This window comes from Wenxinia marina DSM 24838 (assembly GCF_000379485.1).
Lineage (GTDB): Bacteria > Pseudomonadota > Alphaproteobacteria > Rhodobacterales > Rhodobacteraceae > Wenxinia > Wenxinia marina.
Window position 1 is genome coordinate 123850 of record NZ_KB902312.1, and the last position, 19042, is coordinate 142891.

Annotated in this window: 16 protein-coding genes; 10 read left to right on the forward strand and 6 right to left on the reverse strand. The window is 70.5% G+C overall.

Going from position 1 to position 19042, the window contains the following annotated elements; translation table 11 throughout:
• Positions 1-77: 77 nt before the first annotated feature.
• Positions 78-1316 (forward strand): MFS transporter, encoded by a 1239-nt coding sequence (locus A37W_RS0116610; protein WP_018304170.1) that lies wholly within the window; start codon positions 78-80, stop codon positions 1314-1316.
• Here A37W_RS0116610 and A37W_RS0116615 read toward each other — a convergent pair.
• From A37W_RS0116615 to A37W_RS0116625, 3 genes are read right to left on the reverse strand one after another with little or no spacing between them, the layout of a single operon-like run.
• Entirely contained in the window at positions 1313-2293 is a 981-nt protein-coding gene (locus A37W_RS0116615; protein ID WP_211206653.1) for a LacI family DNA-binding transcriptional regulator, read from the reverse strand. The two genes, A37W_RS0116610 and A37W_RS0116615, sit on opposite strands and share 4 nt — an antisense overlap.
• Positions 2294-2353: 60 nt before the next feature.
• Complete coding sequence (locus A37W_RS0116620) at positions 2354-3346, reverse strand: ABC transporter permease (RefSeq protein ID WP_018304172.1); 993 nt, start codon at positions 3344-3346, stop codon at positions 2354-2356.
• An 11-nt stretch (positions 3347-3357) separates the two neighbouring features.
• Positions 3358-4098, reverse strand: a complete 741-nt coding sequence (locus tag A37W_RS0116625; RefSeq protein ID WP_018304173.1) for an ATP-binding cassette domain-containing protein — start codon at positions 4096-4098, stop codon at positions 3358-3360.
• 304 nt (positions 4099-4402) lie between these two features.
• On the opposite strand from A37W_RS0116625, the gene A37W_RS22280 reads away from it, so the two are divergent.
• From A37W_RS22280 to A37W_RS0116650, 5 genes are all read left to right on the forward strand, one after another.
• Positions 4403-5395: a substrate-binding domain-containing protein gene (locus tag A37W_RS22280; protein WP_211206654.1), complete on the forward strand. Its 993-nt coding sequence runs from the start codon at positions 4403-4405 to the stop codon at positions 5393-5395.
• Between the two features lie 79 nt (positions 5396-5474).
• Positions 5475-6419 (forward strand): sugar-binding protein, encoded by a 945-nt coding sequence (locus A37W_RS0116635; protein ID WP_018304175.1) that lies wholly within the window; start codon positions 5475-5477, stop codon positions 6417-6419.
• Positions 6420-6515: 96 nt separating this feature from the next.
• Positions 6516-8024 carry a sugar ABC transporter ATP-binding protein gene (locus A37W_RS0116640; RefSeq protein ID WP_018304176.1) on the forward strand — a complete coding sequence of 503 codons (1509 nt, stop codon included), beginning with the start codon at positions 6516-6518 and terminating at the stop codon, positions 8022-8024.
• Between the two features lie 10 nt (positions 8025-8034).
• Entirely contained in the window at positions 8035-9045 is a 1011-nt protein-coding gene (locus tag A37W_RS0116645) for an ABC transporter permease (RefSeq protein WP_018304177.1), read from the forward strand.
• A 57-nt stretch (positions 9046-9102) separates the two neighbouring features.
• Complete coding sequence (locus A37W_RS0116650) at positions 9103-10410, forward strand: cytochrome-c peroxidase (protein ID WP_018304178.1); 1308 nt, start codon at positions 9103-9105, stop codon at positions 10408-10410.
• Between the two features lie 302 nt (positions 10411-10712).
• Here the strand turns inward: A37W_RS0116650 and A37W_RS0116655 are convergent, their stop codons facing one another.
• Positions 10713-12197: a CRTAC1 family protein gene (locus tag A37W_RS0116655; protein WP_018304179.1), complete on the reverse strand. Its 1485-nt coding sequence runs from the start codon at positions 12195-12197 to the stop codon at positions 10713-10715.
• A gap of 195 nt (positions 12198-12392) precedes the next feature.
• Between A37W_RS0116655 and xylF the strand changes: the two genes are divergently transcribed.
• From xylF to A37W_RS0116675, 4 genes are all read left to right on the forward strand, one after another.
• Positions 12393-13427 carry a D-xylose ABC transporter substrate-binding protein gene (xylF, locus tag A37W_RS0116660; RefSeq protein WP_018304180.1) on the forward strand — a complete coding sequence of 345 codons (1035 nt, stop codon included), beginning with the start codon at positions 12393-12395 and terminating at the stop codon, positions 13425-13427.
• 84 nt (positions 13428-13511) lie between these two features.
• Complete coding sequence (locus tag A37W_RS0116665; RefSeq protein ID WP_018304181.1) at positions 13512-14960, forward strand: sugar ABC transporter permease; 1449 nt, start codon at positions 13512-13514, stop codon at positions 14958-14960.
• Positions 14960-15712, forward strand: a complete 753-nt coding sequence (locus A37W_RS0116670; RefSeq protein ID WP_018304182.1) for an ATP-binding cassette domain-containing protein — start codon at positions 14960-14962, stop codon at positions 15710-15712. The genes A37W_RS0116665 and A37W_RS0116670 overlap by 1 nt, the downstream gene beginning before the upstream one ends.
• Positions 15713-15790: 78 nt before the next feature.
• Positions 15791-16864, forward strand: coding sequence for an ABC transporter ATP-binding protein (locus A37W_RS0116675; protein WP_018304183.1), 1074 nt, complete (start codon positions 15791-15793; stop codon positions 16862-16864).
• A gap of 383 nt (positions 16865-17247) precedes the next feature.
• Here the strand turns inward: A37W_RS0116675 and A37W_RS0116680 are convergent, their stop codons facing one another.
• A complete protein-coding gene (locus A37W_RS0116680; RefSeq protein WP_018304184.1) occupies positions 17248-18114 on the reverse strand; it encodes a carbohydrate ABC transporter permease in 867 nt (288 codons plus the stop codon).
• Entirely contained in the window at positions 18111-18992 is an 882-nt protein-coding gene (locus A37W_RS0116685; protein WP_018304185.1) for a carbohydrate ABC transporter permease, read from the reverse strand. Before A37W_RS0116685 ends, A37W_RS0116680 begins: the two co-directional genes overlap by 4 nt.
• Between the last annotated feature and the right edge of the window lie 50 nt (positions 18993-19042).

Sequence of the window (19042 nt, forward strand, 5' to 3'; positions counted from 1 at the left end):
GCCGGTGTCGCCGCGGGCGCAGCGGCGGCGCGGGCGGCGCGGTAGGGGCGGGCACCGATCCTCCGGACGCCTTTCCCATGTTCGAACGCCGCATCCCCGAATGGCTGCGCCACGCGCCGGCGCCGTCGGTGCGCGGCTTCGCCACGCTCGCCGGGTTCGAGGCGGTGGCGCGCGGCATCCTGATCTCGGTCTTTCCGGTCGCGATGTACGACGCCTTCGGCGACGCCGGCACCGTCAGCCTGATCTACTTCCTCGTCGGCCTCGTCTCGCTGGCCGCCGGCCTGCTGGTCCCGTTCCTGAACCGCTTCGTGCCGCGGCGCATCCTCTATGCCGCCGGCGCCTCGTCCTTCGTCCTCGGCTCGCTGATCGCCATCAACGGCGCTCCGGCGGCGATCGTCCTCGGGCTGGCCCTGATCTCCACCGCGACGGTGGTCTGCTTCGTCTGCTTCAACGCCTACGTCCTCGACTACATCGCGCGGATCGAGCTCGGCCGGTCCGAGACGCTGCGCATGTTCTACTCGGCCCTCGGCTGGACGCTGGGGCCGGTCGTGGGCGTGTCGCTGTGGTCGTGGTGGCGGCCGGCGCCGTTCGCGATCGCGGCGATCGCCTCGGCCGCGATGCTGCTGGCGTTCCTCTGGATGCGGCTCGGCAACGGCAGGCTGATCACCCGCGCGCGGCGGCCGGTGACGAACCCGCTCGCCTATCTGGGGCGGTTCCTGCGGCAGCCGCGGCTGGTCGCCGGCTGGCTCTTCGCGGTGATCCGATCCTGCGGCTGGTGGGTCTACGTCGTCTACCTGCCGATCTTCGCGGTGGAGAGCGGCCTCGGCGACCAGCTGGGCGGGCGGCTGCTGTCGGTGACGAACGCGGGGCTCTTCCTGGCGCCGCTGATGATGCGGTGGATCCAGGCCCATTCGGTGCGCCACGGGGTGCGGACGGGGTTCCTGACCGCGGCGCTGCTGTTCCTCGGCGCGGGCCTCGCGGGCGGGCTGCCGTGGGTCGCGGTCGCGCTCCTCTTCGTGGCGAGCTTCTTCCTGATCCTTCTCGACATCTGCGGCGGGCTGCCGTTCCTGATGGCGGTCAAGCCGTCCGAGCGGACCGAGATGTCGGCGATCTACTCGTCCTACCGCGACGTGTCGGGCATCGCGACGCCGGGCGCGGCCTGGGCGATCCTGCTGCTCGTCCCCGTTCCGGGCGTGTTCGTGGCAGCGGGCGCGGCATGCCTGATCGCGTGGGGCATCGCCGAGCGTCTCCACCCGCGCCTGGGCGCGCGGCGGATCGCGCCGGCGGCGGTGCCGCCGGGACCGGCGGCCACCTAGCCCGATTCGCGCTCCACCAGCGTGCACTCGATCTTGATCTGGTCGAGGTCGGTCAGCCCGCCCGCCCGGTCCAGCAGCATCTGCACGGCCGTCGCCCCCATCTCGTAATGCGGCAGCAGGAACGTCGTCAGCGGCGGGCGCATGAACTGCGCGATCTCGCGGTCGTCGAAGCCGACCACCGCGATGTCCTGCGGGATCCGCAGGCCCAGCTCCTTGAGCGCGTCGTAGCAGCCGAGGGCCATCACGTCGTTGGCGCAGAAGATCCCGTCGGGCGGATCCTCCAGCGCCATCATCGCCATCGTGCCCTCGTAGCCCGCTGTCGGCTCCCAGTTGCCGGGCCAGACCAGGGCGGGGTCGAAGGCGATGTCCGCGCTCGACAGCGCCTGGCGGTAGCCGCGCAGGCGGTCGCGGCTGGCGTCGATGCCGGACTGGCCGTTGATGAGGCCGACCCGCCGGCGCCCGGCGGCGATCAGGCGCTGCGTCGCCGCCCGCCCGCCGAGGAGGTCGCCGGGCAGGACCGACGGCAGGCGCCGGCGGGTGTCGTAGCAGTTCACGAGGACCGAGGGCACGTCGAACAGCAGCTTCGGCGGATCGACCCGGCGGGTCAGCGTGGTGCCGAAGATCAGCCCGTGCAGCGGCAGCCGCGTCAGCGGCTCGTACACGCTGTCCTCTCGGTCGTCCTCGCCCTGGCGTGAGACCAGCGTCATCGTCACGCCGTACTCCAGGGCCTTCTCGCGCGCCCCGTCGAAGGCGAGCGGCATCCAGGGGTCGGTCGACAGCTCGTCCGCGATGAAGCCGATGAGCTTCTCGGCGACCGGCTGGCGGGCGGCGGGGCGGCGGGTCAGGCGGTAGCCCACCGCTTCGGCCGCGGCGCGCACCCGGCTCTTGGTCGCGTCGCTGAGACGCGCGCCGGGGCTGCCGTTCAGCACGAGGGAGACGGTGGCCTGCGACACCCCCGCCCTGGCGGCGACGTCCATCATCGTCGGTTTCGCTGGCTTCCCCGCGTCGTCCAGAGCCGCCTCCTGTGCCTTCACATGTCAGTTGCGCATGTGACGGACCCGATCGAACCCCACGGCGACAACGATGAAGGTGCCGATAAACATGCCCTGCCAGAAGGTCGAGATCCCCAAAAGGATCAGCGAGTTCCGAATCACCTCGATCAGCAGCGCGCCGACCACGGCGCCCGTCGCCGTGCCCTCGCCGCCGGCGAGGTTGGCGCCGCCGATCACGGCCGCCGCGATCACCGTCAGCTCCATCGCCTGGCCGAGGTTGGTGGTCACCGACCCCAGCCAGCCGGCCATCAGGATACCCGCGATCCCGGCGGTGAAGGCCGAGAACATGTAGATCGTCACCTTCAGCCGCTTCACCGGGATCCCGGTCAGCGTCGCCGCCTGCTCGTTCCCGCCGATCGCGAACAGGTACTGGCCCCAGCGCGTCCAGCGGAAGACGAAGCCGGTGACCAGCGTCAGCGCGATCAGGGCGTACAGGGGATGCGGCAGGCCGAGGGTGGATCCGCCGCCGATCCAGAGGAGCAGGTCGTGATCCGGCCCGAACTCCCAGATCATCTTGTTGTTTGACAGGACCATCGCGGCGGACCGTGCGGCCGACAGCATGCCCAGCGTCACCACGAAGGCGGGCATCCCGGCATAGGCGATGAGCGTTCCGTTGATCGCGCCCACCGCCAGCGCGACCAGAAGCGCGCAGATCGCCGACAGCCAGAACGAGTTGCCCGATTCCATCATCGTCGAGATCACCATCGCCGACAGGACGACGACCGATCCGACCGACAGGTCGATCCCGCCGCTCGCGATCACGGCCGTCATGCCGATGGCGATGATCGCGACGAACGCGAAGTTGCGGCTGACGTTGAAGAGGTTGCGCTCGGTCGCGAAGGTGTCGGTCATCAGCGTCAGCGCGAGGCAGGCGAGGACCGCCGCGGCGAACACCCAGAAGATCTGGTGGCTCATCATCCGCGAGAGGGTCCCGCGATGCTGGATCTGGTCGATGGCCTGGTCGAGTGTGCTGGTCATGCGTTCCTCCCTCAGGCCGCTTCGATGGCGCCGGTGATGAGGCCCGTGACCTCCTCCGGCGAAGAGTGCGCCGCCGGCTTGGCGGTCACGAGGCTGCCGCGGCGCAGGACGGCGATCTTGTCGGCGACGGCGAACACGTCCGGCATCCGGTGGCTGATGAGGACCACGCTGATCCCCTGGTCCCGGAGGCGCCGAATCAGGTCCAGCACCTCGGCCACCTGCCGGACCGAGATCGCGGCCGTCGGCTCGTCCATCAGGACGATCTTCGGCTTGGACAGCAGCGTCCGGGCGATGGCGACCGCCTGCCGCTGCCCGCCCGACATCTTGCGGACGAGGTCGCGGGGCCGCGTCTCGGACTTCAGCTGACGGAACAGGCCGGCCGAGGTGCGGTGCATCTCGGCGTAGTCGATCACCTTGATCGGCCCCACCCGCCGCGTCGCCTCGCGCCCGAGGAAGACGTTCGACGCCGCCGTCAGGTTGTCGCACAAGGCGAGGTCCTGGTAGACGACCTCGATCCCCGCGCGCTGGGCGTCGACGGGGCGGTGGAACTCCACCGGCCGGTCGTCCATCCGCATCTCGCCGCGGGTCGGTCTGAAGTTGCCGGCGATCACCTTCACCAGCGTCGACTTGCCGGCGCCGTTGTCTCCCATCAGCCCCAGAACCTCTCCCGCCGCGATGTCGAGCGAGACGTTCTCGAGCGCGTGGATCGCGCCGAAGCTCTTCGTGATGCCCTTCAGGCTCAGTCTGGACATGGTCCTCCCCCGTCGTGTCCTGCGACGCCGTCGCTGCCCGTCTCACCGTGGCGGCGACGCCTCCTCCGGGGCAATCATTACTTGACCGAGCAATATTAGCAAATATTATCACCACATCCCGAAGGAGGATCGGGACCGGCGGCGCCGAGACCATGGCGTGCGCCACCCGGAGGGGGAAACAGGCGGATCGGGGAGCAGGAGGGCGCACCGGGCGACAGACCCGGGCGCATGGACCGAAGGCGGGGACGGGCGGGCGACAGGCCGGCGCGCCCCGGACAGACAGACGACATGGGAGGAGTCTGACGTGAAATCCACTACCGTACTGATGGCCGCGACGGCCGGGGCCGCGCTCTGGGCCGGCGGCGCGATGGCGCAGGACGCCAACACGCTGGCGATCGTGGTCAAGGGCCTCGATAACCCGTTCTTCGAGCAGATCAACCTCGGCTGCCAGCAGTGGCTCGAGGAGAATGCCGACAGCGAATATACCTGCCTCTACACCGGCCCGGCCTCGTCGGCCGACGAGGCGGGCGAGGTGCAGATCGTCGACGACCTGCTGACCGCCGGCGTCGCCGCGATCGCGATCTCGCCGTCGAACGCGCCCGCGATGGCGAACCGGATCCGCGAGATCGCGCCCGACATCCCGGTGATGACCATCGACGCCGACTTCCTCGAGCAGGATCGCGACCTGCGCGCGACCTACCTCGGCACCGACAACTACCTGATGGGCGTCGAGATGGCCGAAGAGGCGATGGCGCTGAAGCCCGATGGCGGCACGGTCTGCCTGCAGCTCGGCAACGTGGCGGCGGACAACATCAACGCCCGCGCCCAGGGCTTCCGCGACACCGCGGGCGGCGAGGAGGGGATCGACCGCCTCACCGGCCAGGGCGGCTGGACCGAGATCGAGGGCTGCCCGGTCTTCACAAACGACCAGGCGGATCTTGCCAACCAGCAGATGTCGGACGTGTTCACCGCGAACCCGGACCTCGACGCATTCATCCTCGTCGGCGGCTGGGCGCAGTTCGCGCCGCAGGCCTACGCGCAGGTGACCGACCAGGTGATGGACAAGCTCGAATCGAACGAGCTCATCATCATCGCCGGCGACACGCTGCCGCCGCAGACCCAGGCGTTCCGCGAGGGCCGCAGCCACGCCCAGGTGGGTCAGCGCCCGTTCGAGATGGGCCTGCGCGCGCCGGACGTGATGATCCAGCTGATTAACGGCGAGACGGTCGAGGATCCGCTCTACACCGGCCTCGACGTCTGCAACGCCGACGATCCCGGCTTCTGCGCGGACAACTGACGAGCCAGCGGCGCGCCGGGGAGGAGCCGGCGCGCCGCGCATCGTGACAGGCCGCGGGGGCGGCCACGGGAGGACCGACATGAAACTCTGGATGACCGCGGCTTCGGCCGCGCTGATGGCGCTCGCCTCGACGGCCGGCGCGCAGGACAGGCCGCAGCTCGCCTTCGTGGTGAACGCCGCGTCCGACTTCTGGAAGCTGGCCGAGGCGGGCGTGAACGCCGCGCAGGCCGAGCTGCCGGACTACGAGGTGCAGTTCCGCTATCCCGCGCAGGGCACCGCGGCGCTGCAGAACGCGCTGATGGACGACCTCGTCGCCGCGGGGACCGACGCGATCATGATCAGCTCGGTCGATCCGGCCACCTCGACCGACGCGTTCAACCGCATCGCCGGGCAGATCCCGCTCTTCACCACCGACAGCGACGCGCCGGACAGCGACCGCATCGCCTATCTCGGCTCGTCCAACACCGACGCCGGCGTGCAGGCGGGCGAGATGGCGGCGGCCGCGATGCCGGACGGCGGCACCTGCATGGGCTTCGTCGGGTTCCTCGGCGCGGACAACGCCCGCGAGCGGATCGAAGGCTTCCGGCAGGCGGTCGAGGGGACGGGGGTCGAGCTGGTGGACGTCCGCGGCGACGACGTGGACTTCGCGCGCGCCCGGTCGAACGTGGACGACGTGCTGGCCGCGAACCCCGAGGTCGACTGCATGGTCGGCTTCTACTCCTACAACACGCCCAAGATCTACGAGGCGCTGCAGGCCGCCGGCCGGCTGGGCGAGATCACGGTCATCGGCTTCGACGAGGATCCGATCACGCTGGGCGGCGTCCGCGAGGGGACCATCGCCGGCACCGTGGTGCAGGACCCCTACCAGTGGGGCTACCAGGGGATGCACCTGATGGCCTCGTACATCGAGGGCGACAGCTCGGAGATTCCGGAGGACGGCCTCATCATCGTGCCGACGAAGGTCATCGACCAGGAGAACGTCGACGCGTTCGAGGCCGAACTTCGCGAGCGGATCGGCGGCTAGGCGGCGTCTCCCTCCGCCACCGGCGGGGACGGCACGGGCGCGACTGGCCGCGTCCGTGCCGTCTCGCCTGTGACGGGGACAGAGCGGGGAGGGCACATGCTGGACCATCCGGGCGGCGGCCGGATCGACCTTGCCCTGCGCGGCATCACCAAGGTCTATCCCGGCGTCGTGGCGCTGAAGGACGTCTCGCTGGACATCCACGGCGGCGAGGTCGTCGGCGTGATCGGCGAGAACGGCGCCGGCAAGTCGACGCTGATGAAGGTGCTGGGCGGCGCCATCGCCCCCGACGGCGGCCGGATCGAGATCGACGGCCACAGCCGCGCGGCGCTGACGCCCGCGGCGGCCGCGGCGCACGGCATCGCCTTCGTCCACCAGGAGCTCAACACCTTCGGCAACCTTGACGTGGCCGGCAACGTCCTGCTGGGACGCGAGCGGACGCGGGGGCCCTTCCGCACCCTCGACCGCCGGGCGATGGCCGACGAGGTGCGTCCGATCCTGACCCGCCTCGGCGCCCGCTTCGCGGCCGAGGACAGCGCCGGGCGGCTGACGCTCGCCGACCAGCAGCTGCTGGAGATCGCGCGGGCGCTGTCGATGCGCACCCGGCTGGTGATCTTCGACGAGCCGACCTCGTCGCTGACGCTGGGCGAGACGCGGCGCCTGCTGACGGTGATCCGGCAGCTGCGCGACGAGGGCGTCGCGATCCTGTTCATCAGCCACCGCCTCGCCGAGGTGGAGGAGATCGCCGACCGCGTGACCGTCCTGCGCGACGGGCGCAACGCGGGCGACCTGGCGCGGGACGAGATCGACAAGGACCGGATGGTCCGGATGATGATCGGCCGCGACCTGACGCGCGGTCGCGGACATGCGCCGCGGACCGCCGGCGCGCCGCTGCTGGAACTGCAGGGCGTGCGGACCGCCGCGTTTCCGGACGTGCCCGTCGACCTGACCGTGCGCGGCGGCGAGATCCTCGGCCTCGCCGGCCTCGTAGGCGCGGGCCGGACCGACCTCGCCCTCGCCTGTTTCGGGGTGGAGCCGCGGATCGGCGGCGAGGTGACGGTGGCCGGACGGCCGCTCGCCTCCGGGTCGGTCGCGGAGGCGATCGAGGCGGGGCTCTGCCTCGTCCCCGAGGACCGCAAGGCGCACGGCCTCGTCCTCGACTTCGCGATCACCCAGAACATCGCGCTGCCGAACCTCGCCCGCCTCGCCCGCCGCGGCGCCGTCGACCGCCGGGCCGAGACCGCGCTGGCCGAGGATGCGCGCACGCGCCTTTCGATCAAGACCGCCGCCCTCGGCCGGGCGGTGGCCGAGCTGTCGGGCGGCAACCAGCAGAAGGTCGTCCTCGCCAAATGGCTGGCGATGGACCCCAGGGTGGTCATCTTCGACGAACCGACGCGCGGCATCGACGTCGGCGCCAAGGCCGAGGTCTATGCCGCGATGCGCCGCCTCGCCGACGCGGGCGTCGCGATCCTGATGATCTCGAGCGACATGGAAGAGGTGATCGGCGTGTCCGACCGCGTGGCCGTGATGGCCCGGGGCCGGATCGCCGGGGTGCTGGAACGGGACGCGCTGGAGGAGGAGGCGATCCTCCGCCTCGCCGTGGCCTGAGGAGGGACGGATGCACAAGAAGGATCTCGGGCTGCTGGCGCTGGTCCTCGTCGTGGGGGCGGTGGTCGCGGCGATCAACCCGCGCTTCCTGTCGCCGATCAACCTCGCCAACACGGCGAACCTGATCGGCCTGTTCGGCCTGTTCTCCATCGCCGAGGCGTTCGTGATCGTCACCGGCGGGATCGAGCTGTCGGTCGGCTCGGTCATCGCGCTGCTGGGCGTGATCTTCGTCGACCTCATCGTGACCCACGACGTGCCGTGGCCGATCGCGCTGGCGATCTGCCTCGTCCTCGGGGCGGTGTTCGGGCTGATCCACGGCTGGCTCGTCACCCGGCTGAAGCTGCAGCCGTTCGTGGTCACGCTGTGCGGCCTGCTGATCTATCGCGGCGTCGCCCGGTTCTACACCGCCGACGGCACCGCCGGGTTCGGCTTCGGCGACAGCTTTCCGATGCTGGAATGGCTGGTCTCGGGGCGGACGGGGGGTGTGCCGCACTCCATCGTCGCGTTCGGAGTGATCGCGGTAATCTCCTGGTACGTGCTGCACCGGACGGTGTTCGGCCGCCACCTCTTCGCGGTCGGCAAGAACGAGGAGGCGGCCCGCTACGCCGGCATCGACACCCGCCGGGTGATCGTCGCGGCCTACGTGATCTGCCTCGTCCTCACCGCGCTGTCGGCGGTGTTCTTCGCCATGTACACGCGCTCGATCCAGCCCTCGAGCCACGGCAACTTCTACGAGCTCTACGGCATCGCCGCGGCGGTGCTGGGCGGGTTCTCCCTGCGGGGCGGCGAGGGGTCGATCGTCGGCGTCTGCCTCGGCGTGGTGCTGCTGCAGATGCTGCAGAACCTGGTGAACCTGCTCGGCATCCCGTCGTCGCTGAACTTCGCCGTGATGGGCAGCGTGATCCTGATCGGGGTCATCGCCGACAGCCAGTTCGCCCGCTACCGCGCCGCCAAGCGGCAGGCCCTCGCCCTCGCCGCGCTGGAGCGGGGCGGCGATGCGGCGGAGCCGGCGCCGCGCTAGCCCCGCTTGCCAGTCGCCCGGCGCCGCGTAGGATCGCCGCCCGGGAGGACACCTTCGATGACGATGCTGCGCCTGGCCCTCGCCGGCCTCACCCTCGCCGGGGCGGCGGCGGCCGAGATCGCCGGCCTGCCGGCGCCGGTCACCGACGCCGCCTACCGCCCGGTCCGCGAGGACGAGGCGCGGCTGGGGCAGCTCCTGTTCTACGATCCGATCCTGTCGGGCGGCCGCGAGGTCGCCTGCGCCACCTGCCACCACCCCGCCTTCGGCACGTCGGACGGCCTGTCGCTGGGGATCGGGGACGGCGGGATCGGGCTGGGACCCGAGCGGGTGGCCGACCCGGACAACCCGCCGGAGGAGCGGGTGCCGCGGAACGCGCAGAGCCTGTGGAACCTCGGTGCGCTGGAATACGTGGCGATGTTCCACGATGGCCGGATCGAGGCGGACGCCAGCCGCCCCGGCGGCCTGCGCACCCCGATCGGCGGCGACATGGCGACCGGCTTCGCCTCGATCCTGTCGGCGCAGAGCATGTTCCCGGTCGTCTCGCCGGACGAGATGGCGGGGCACTATTCCGAGAACGAGATCGCGCAGGCGGTGCGCCGCGGCGTCGTGACCGGGCCGGACGGCGCCTGGGCGCTGATCTCGGCCCGCGTGGCGGCGGTGCCGGAATACGCGCGGCTGTTCGCGGAGGTCTATCCCGACCGCGGCGGCGAGATCGCCTTCACCGACATCTCGAACGCGCTCGCGGCCTTCATCGAGTTCGAGTTCCGGTCGGACACGGCGCCCTTCGACGCGTACCTGCGCGGCGAGGCGGACCTGCCGGCGGAGGCGGTGGCGGGTCTGGAACTGTTCTACGGCGAGACCGGCTGCGCGTCCTGCCATGCGGGCCCATTCCAGACAGACCACGGCTTCCACGCGATGGGCGCGCCGCAGATCGGGCCGGGCAAGCACGCGCGGTTCGAGAGCGACCACCGCGACGAGGGCCGGGCCGAGGTGACGGGCGACCCGGCGGACCGCTACGCCTTCCGCACGCCGAGCTTGCGCAACGTGACGCTGACCGCGCCCTACGGGCACGCCGGGGCGCACCGGACGCTGGACGGGTTCCTCGCGTCCCATGGCCGGCCGGGCGCATGGGACCGGGCGGAGGCGGTGCTGCCGGCGCTGGCGGTGGAGGACTGGCTGGCGCTGGACGATCCGGCGGAAGGGGCGGCCATCGCCTCGGCCTCCGTCGCGGGGCCCGAACTGTCGGAGGCGGAGATCGCGGCGCTGGTGGCCTTCCTCGGGACGCTGACGGACCCGGTGGCGGAGGCGGGACGGCTCGGCATCCCGGCGGAGGTGCCCTCCGGCCTGACGGTGCCCATGCCCTGACCGGGGACCGCCCTGCGGGCGGGTTCGGGGGCGCTGCCCCCGTCCGCGCCTTCGCGCGGACTCCCCCGGGATATTTGTGGCTCGGTGTGAGGGGCAGGGGCGGTGCTTTTTGGTTCGGTCGCGCGGGCGGGTGCCGGGGACCTTGGCGCTCCGGGGGTCCAGCGCCTTTTCGGGTGCCGTCGCGCGGGCGGCGACCGGCGCTGGAGTATTTGTCTGCAAGATAGGAGCAGGGGTTGGCTCGCCCGCCGGACCCAGAAGCGCTCCGGCGATGCGGGGGCGGGCCTTTCGGCCCGAGGCGCGCGTCAGGGGTCGCGCGCGAGGTGGAGGACGGCGTCGCCGGCGGCCTCGGTCTCCGTCCGCGTACCGTCCGGCCAGTCGATGGTCACGCGCGCCTCCGTCGCGGGTCCGAGGCCGAAATGGAGAGGCAAGGCCTCGCCTCCCGCGTGACCGCCGCCGACGGTCACCTCCTGGACCTGGCGGCCGGCCTCCGTCTCCACCGTCACCACGGCGCCGACGGCGCGGGCGTTGCCGCCGGGCTGGGAGAGATCGACGGCGAGCCAGTGGCCGGTGCGCTCGGTGACGTTGCGGTACAGCTCCATAGGCGCGCGGCGGTTCACGACGACGAGGTCGAGGTCGCCGTCGCCGTCGAGGTCGGCGAGGGCGGCGCCGCGGCTGCGGGCGACGCTGGCGACGCCCGCCTCCAGCGCGGCCTGGACGAAGGTGCCGTCGGGGCGCTGCATCAGCAGGTCGTTCGGATCCTCCATCGCGTTCGTCGCCATCTGATCGACGTTGCCCTTGGCGATGAAGAGGTCGGGCCGGCCGTCGAGGTCGACGTCGCCGAACTCGGCGTGCCAGCCGGTGGAGGGGCGGCCGTCGTCGCCGAAATACGGGCGCTGGGCGGCGGTGCCCATCTCGTAGGACGCGTTCGCGTAGGTGCCGTCGGGCTGGGCGATCTGCAGCAGCTGGTCACCCATCGAGGTCAGCATCACCTCGGCCAGGCCGTCGCCGTCGAGGTCGCGGCTGGCGATGCCCATGCCCCACAGCATCGGGCCGTCCCAGCCGTCCGCCTGCGTCAGGAAACGCCGCTCGCCGATGTCCCACATCTGCTCGTGTCCCTCGCGCACGTAGTAGTGGCGGTCGTTCGACAGGCGCAGGGTCGGGCGGCCGCGGGCGTCGCGGGCGGCGAGGATGGAGAGGGCGCAGAAGCCGGGGGTCAGCGGCTCGGCCGCGTAGCCGTCGGCGGACGGGCGCAGGATGGCGTTGTCGTCGCAGGTGCCGAACGGGCCTTCGGGGTCGGCGCGGTCGACGTAGTTCCCGACGGCGAGGACGGGGCGGCCGTCCTCCTCCCACCAGGCGGTGAAGGCGGTGGACCAGGCGTCGTCGGTGGGCAGGCCGAAGGAAGCGGTCGCGTCCTCGAACGCGCAGCCGGGGCCGCCCTTCAGCACCACGTTCGCGCCGACGCGCAGGACGAACAGGTCGAGCCATCCGTCGGCGTCGAGGTCGAGGGGGTAGAGGCCGGTCGTCTCCGATATCTCGGGGAACGGCGCGGCCGAGAAGGCCATTTCGCCGTCGTTGTGCAGCAGGATCGCGGGCGCGGTGCCGCCGGCGGCGGCGATCTCGGGCTGGCCGTCGGCGTCGCAGTCGAAGACGGCCACCCCGCCGCCGACGAAATGCTCCCACCCGCCGGAATAGTCGTGCGGGGGCAGGGTTCCGGACAGGTCCTCGAACCGCGGCTGGGCGGTCGCGGGCAGGGCCGCGACAAGGGCGAGGGTGAGAAACGGACGCATCGGGCAACAGCCTTCCTGGGACGGCGCGGCGCACAGTGCCGCGGGCCGGGCGCGGCGCGCAAGAGGCCTTGGAGTCGGGCGTCGGGGTGCGATCAAGCCTCTTGGCGTTAGCGCTCACGATGCTAAGACTCCCCCGCGGGCGACAGCCCGACCCCGCCCGCAGAGGCGGGGGGAGGAAGACCCAGGGAGAACCACATGCTTCGCAGAACATTCCTGGCCGCCGCTCTCGCGACGGTCAGCACCACCACCCTCGTCGCGGCCCAGGACGGCCTGACCGTCGGCGTCAGCTGGTCCAACTTCCAGGAAGAGCGCTGGAAGACGGACGAGGCGGCGATCGTCGAGGCGCTCGAGGCGGCCGGCGCGACCTACGTGTCGACCGACGCGCAGTCCTCGGCCTCCAAGCAGCTGAGCGACATCGAGAGCCTGATCGCCCAGGGCGTCGACGCCCTCATCATCCTCGCCCAGGACAGCCAGGCCATCGGCCCGGCGATCGACGCCGCCGCCGCCGAGGGCATCCCGGTGGTCGGCTACGACCGCCTGATCGAGGACCCGCGCGCCTTCTACCTGACCTTCGACAACGTCGAGGTCGGCCGGATGCAGGCCCGCGCCGTGCTCGAGGCCGCGCCGGAAGGCAACTACGTGATGATCAAGGGCTCGCCCACCGACCCGAACGCGGACTTCCTCCGCGGCGGGCAACAGGAAGTGCTGCAGGAGGCGATCGACAGCGGCGCCATCACCATCGTGGGCGAGGCCTACACCGACGGCTGGCTGCCGGCGAACGCCCAGCGGAACATGGAGCAGATCCTGACCGCTCAGGACAACGCCGTGGACGCGGTCGTCGCCTCGAACGACGGCACCGCGGGCGGCGTCGTCGCCGCGCTGACCGCGCAGGGCATGGAAGGCATCCCGGTCTCGGGCCAGGACGGCGACCACGCCGCGCTGAACCGCGTCGCGATGGGCACCCAGACCGTCAGCGTCTGGAAGGACGCCCGCGAACTCGGCCGGCGCGCCGGCGAGATCGCGGTGGAGCTGGCCGGCGGCACCGAAATGTCCGCCATCGAAGGCGCAGAGGAGTGGACGTCGCCCGGCGGCACCACGCTGTGGGCGCAGTTCCTGGCGCCGATTCCGGTCACGGCCGAGAACCTGACCACCGTCACCGACGCCGGCTGGATCGACGTCGAGACGCTGTGCCAGGGCGTCACCGACGGCCCGGCGCCCTGCAATCAGTAAGGGCGGGCGCTCCGCGCGCTTGACAAGACGGGGCGGGGCAGCCGAAAGGCTGCCCCGTTCATCCACCGGGGGAGGGGCAGGGACATGACGGATACATCGACCGAAGACGCCGCGACCCGCCCGGCACCGCCGCCCGGCGCGCCGCGCCGCGGCTTCTTCCAGAGCCTCGAGATCGACGTCCGTCTCCTCGGCATGATCGCCGCGTTCGTCCTGATCGCGCTGGCCTTCAACTACTCGACCGGCGGGCGCTTCCTGACGCCGCGCAACGTGTTCAACCTGACGATCCAGACGGTCAGCGTCGCCATCATGGCGACCGGCATGGTCTTCGTGATCGTCACCCGCCACATCGACCTCGCCGTCGGCGCCCTTCTCGCCACCTGCTCCGCCGTGATGGCGATGATGCAGACGCGCTGGGCGCTGGAGCTGTTCGACCTGTCGCTGGGCGACCCGATGCTGGCCTGGATCGCGATCGCCGCGGGCGTCGTGGTCGGCGGCGTGATCGGCGCCTTCCAGGGCTGGCTGATCGGATACCTCACCATTCCCGCCTTCATCGTGACGCTGGGCGGCCTGCTGATCTGGCGCAACGTCGGCTGGTACCTGACGAACGGCCAGACCATCGGCCCGCTGAACGACACGTTCCAGCTGTTCGGCGGCATCAACGGCACCCTCGGCGTGACGTGGAGCTGGGTCGTCGGCCTGATCGCCGCCGCCCTGACGCTGCTGATCCTGTGGAACGCGCGCCGGACCAAGGTCGCCCACGGCTTTCCGGTGAAGCCGATGTGGGCCGAGGCCGTCGTCGCCGGCCTGATCGTCGTCGGCATCCTCGGTCTCGTGGCGATGCTGAACGCCTACGAGGTGCCCGAGCGGGTGCTGGAGCGGGATTTCGCGGCTCGCGGCCTCGAGGTGCCGGAGGGGTACACCGCCGGCTACGGGCTGCCCTACTCGGTCCTGCTGCTGATCGCGGTGGCCATCGTGATGACGGTGGTCGCGCAGCGCACGCGCCTCGGGCGCTACATCTTCGCCACCGGCGGCAACCCCGACGCGGCCGAGCTGTCGGGGATCAACACCCGCCTGCTGACCGTGAAGGTCTTCGCGATCATGGGTGTCCTCGTCGCGCTCGCCGCCGTGGTGGCGTCGGCCCGCCTGACCAACCACACCAACGACATCGGCACGCTGGACGAGCTGCGGGTGATCGCCGCGGCGGTCATCGGCGGCACCGCGCTGTCGGGCGGGATCGGCACCATCTACGGTGCCATCCTAGGCGCGCTCATCATGCAGTCGCTGCAATCGGGGATGGCGATGGTCGGCGTCGACGCGCCGTTCCAGAACATCGTCGTCGGCGCGGTCCTCGTGAACGCCGTGATGATCGACATCGCCTACCGGACCGAAGCGATCCGCTTCCTCGCCGGCCTCGTCATCGTGGCCGAGGTGACGCTGATCCTGTGGGCCTTCTACACGCCGATCTGGGCGCTGCTGTTCCTGGGGATCGCGGGCGGCGCGCTCGTCCTTGCCCGCATGCGGAGGATCGTCTGATGGCTACCCCCCTCGTCGACATGCGCAACATCTCGATCGCGTTCGGCGGCGTGCAGGCTGTGGACGACGTCTCGCTGGACCTGCACGCGGGCGAGGTGGTGGGCCTGCTGGGCCACAACGGCGCCGGCAAGTCGACGCTGATCAAGTGCCTGTCGGGCGCATACCGGCCGGATTCGGGCGAGATCTGGATCGACGGCAAGAAGGCCGACATCGCCAGCCCGCGGGACGCCCGGCACTACAACATCGAGACGATCTACCAGACGCTCGCGCTCGCCGATAACCTCGACGCGCCGTCGAACCTGTTCCTGGGGCGGGAGATCACCAACGCCTTCGGGCTGGTGGACGATGCCCGGATGGAGGCGGAGACGCGCAAGATCATGTCGCGCCTCAACCCCAACTTCAAGAAGATCAACGAGCCGGTCAGCGCCCTGTCGGGCGGCCAGCGCCAGTCCGTCGCCATCGCGCGGGCCGTCTATTTCAACGCCCGCATCCTCATCATGGACGAGCCCACGGCCGCCCTCGGCGTGCACGAGTCCAAGATGGTCGCCGACCTGATCCAGGAGCTGAAGGCGCAGGGCCTCGGCATCTTCCTCATCAGTCACGACACGCGCGAGATGATGGAGCTGTGCGACCGCGTGGCGGTGATGAAGAACGGCCAGCTGGTGGCCGCCGCGAAGGTCGAGGACGTGACCGAGGACGACATCCTGTCGATGATCATCCTCGGCAAGAAGCCGGACCACCTCGCGGCCTGAGGCCGGCCTTCTGCTTCCATACCTTGACAGGCGATATCTATCGCCTCTCATGGTGGCGAACGGGAGGAGGAGGAAACGATGGCCGAAATCGTCTTGGACCGGGTCAGCAAGAGCTTCGGCTCGGTCTCGGTGATCGACAACGTCTCGCTGGAGGTCGCGGAGCGGGAGTTCGTGGTCTTCCTCGGCCCCTCCGGCTCGGGCAAGTCGACGCTGCTGCGGATGATCGCCGGGCTCGAGAGCATCGATTCGGGCACGCTCACCATCGGCGGCAAGAGGTGCGAGCATCTGCCGCCCGGCCAGCGCGGCGTGGCGATGGTGTTCCAGAACTACGCCCTCTACCCGCACATGTCGGTGCGCGAGAACATGGCCTTCGGCCTGCGCAACGTCGGCATCGAGCGGGGCGAGATCGACCGCCGCGTCGCCGAGGCGGGCCGCGTGCTGGAGATGGAGGAGCTGCTGGACCGCAAGCCGGCGCAGCTGTCCGGGGGCCAGCGCCAGCGGGTCGCCATCGGCCGCGCCATCGTGAAGGAGCCGCAGGCGTTCCTGTTCGACGAGCCGCTGTCGAACCTCGACGCTGCGCTGCGGGTCCGGACGCGGGTGGAGCTGGCGCGGCTGCACCAGCGGATCGCCGCGACGATGATCTACGTCACCCACGACCAGACCGAGGCGATGACCCTCGCCGACCGGATCGTCGTGCTGAACGACCGCCGGATCGAGCAGGTCGGCCGGCCGATGGACGTCTACAACCGCCCCGCCTCGCGCTTCGTCGCCGGCTTCGTCGGCTCGCCGGGGATGAACATCCTGCCGGCGATGATCGAGGAGGGCGGGGTGAAGCTGGCGGACGGCGGCCGGCTGGCCGTGCCGCACGGGTCGGCGCCGCGCAGCATCTCGGAGTTCGGCATCCGGCCCGAGGCGGTGGAGGTCGTGTCGCCCGAAGGGGCGGATGTCGTCGCCGAGGCCGAGGTGGTGGAGCGTCTGGGAGAGCGGACGCTGGTCTACTGCCGGCTGGAGGGCGGCGGTCGGCTGATCGCGCAGACCGGCGGCGACACCGAGCTGCGGGCCGGCGACCGGGTCGGCCTGCGGTTCGACACGATCGGCGCGCACGTGTTCGACACGGAAGGGCGGGCGTTCCACTTGGGCGAGGCGGCGTAGGCGGCACGGGCGATGTAGGGTGGGTGAAACCCACCAAGCGGACGCCCGCGGTGGGTTTCACCCATCCTACAAGCCGCGGAGCCGCTGATTTCCCTTATCGAGACGGTGGGAGCTACTCCCGCCCGGAATCAGCCGCGCAAGCGGCCCGGGCAGCGTCTGGCCGCCCCCCGGCCAGACGCTTCCTCGCCACCTGCGCGACGAAAGAGGTCGTGCGGGAGCCGCACCATAAAGCGCTGACCATCGCCGTCGGAGCGTCTGCCCGCGGCCAGACGCCGCCCTCCGTCGCGTGGGTGATCCGGGAGCCGGGTCGGTCTGGGCCCCCGGCTTGCGCCGAGGGCGTTCGGCGCTGAGGACGCTCCACTGGAGCGTCCTCCGGGCGCGCCTCACCCCTTGATGCCCGCCGACAGCGTGATCGCCTGCGTCACCCGGCGCTGGAACAGCAGGTAGGCCAGCGCGACCGGCAGGCCGGCCAGCACCGCCGCCGACATCTGCCGGGCGTAGTAGACGCCGAACGCGTCGTTCACCTGCGTGATGCCGACGGTGATCGTCATCTCCTCGGTCCGGGTCACGGCGAGGAAGGGCCACAGGAACGCGTTCCAGGCCCAGATGAAGGTGACGATGCACAGCGCGGTCGTCACGCCCCAGTTCATCGGGATGTAGACCCGTGTCAGGATCTGCCACTCGCTGGCATTGTCCATCACCGCCGCCTCGCGGAAGTCCCGCGGCACCTGGTCGAAGAACTGCTTGTAGACGATGATCACGACGGGGTGGATCAGCTGGGGCAGGATGATCCCGGCCCAGGTGTTGAGAAGGCCCATCCCGGCGATCAGCGTGAAGTGGTTGATGATGAGGACCTGCGTCGGGACCATGAAGCTCGCCAGGATCAGCCACCACAGCGGCCGGCGTCCCGGAAACCGCAGCTGGCTGATCGCGTAGCCGCACAGCAGCGACGACGATACCGTCAGCACCATCACCCCGATCGCCGTGGCGATGGAATTGAGGTACCAGCGGCCGATCTGCGTCTCGAACAGCGCGAAGACGTAGTGCTGGAAGGTCAGCGTGTCGGGCCACAGCTCGACGTAGGGGCGCACCACCTCGTTCTCGGGCTTCAGGGACGAGATGATGCCCCAGTAGATCGGGAACGCCCAGATGATCGCGGCGACCACCGTGAGCACGGTGACGATCGCCCCCGCGACGTTGAGGCGGCGGACGGTGGTCGGGCTGGACAGCCTCTCGGCCACGGCGGTCATCGGCTTCTCCCCGACAGGCGCGTGAGCTGGAAGTTCAGCACCGACACGACGACGACGATGACGAACAGCACCACGGCGATGGCGGCGGCGCGGCCGCCCTGGTCGCTTTGAAAGGCGCGCTGGAAGATGTAGTAGACGAGGACGAGGTTGTCGTTCACGCGCCCGCCGGTCGAGAACAGGTAGACCTGGTCGAATATCTTCAGCTGCGAGATCAGCTGGATCGTCAGCACCAGCGCCGTCACCGGCCACAGCAGCGGCCAGGTGATCCGCGCGAAGGTCGTCCAGCGGCCCGAACTGTCCAGCTCCGCCGCCTCGTAGATCTCGTCCGGGATGGCGCGCAGGCCCGCGAGGAACAGCAGGACCGAGAAGCCGCAGGTCCACCAGATCGTCACGAAGGCGACGGCGGGCATGAACCATGTGGTGGTCTTGAAGACCGGGATGCGGTCGAGGCCGACGGCGTCGAAGAGGTACATCGCGATGCCGAACTGGAAGTTCAGCGTCCAGTCCCAGATCAGGTAGACGACCGAGACGGGCAGGATGTAGGGCAGGAAGAACAGCGCCAGGATCGCTGCCTGCAGCCTTCCCTTGAGCCGGTTGATCCCCAGCGCGATCGCCAGCGCGACCAGCGTGCCCGGGACGACGGTGAGCAGGACGAAGTAGGCGGTGTTCCAGAAGGCCGTGCCGAAGCGGCGGTCACCCGGAAGACGGGTGTAGTTCTCGAGCCCCACCCAGTCGCCCTCGCCGATCAGGCGGGCGTCGGTGAAGCTGAGCATGAACATGCGGATCGTCGGGTAGACGAAGATCAGTCCGTAGATGACGAGAAAGGGCAGGATCAGCGCGAACGCGATGAGCCATTCCCTGTGGCGGGCGTTCGACATGCGGCTCCTCCCTCGGGTCGGTGCAGGCCCCCGAAAGGGCCTGCACCAGG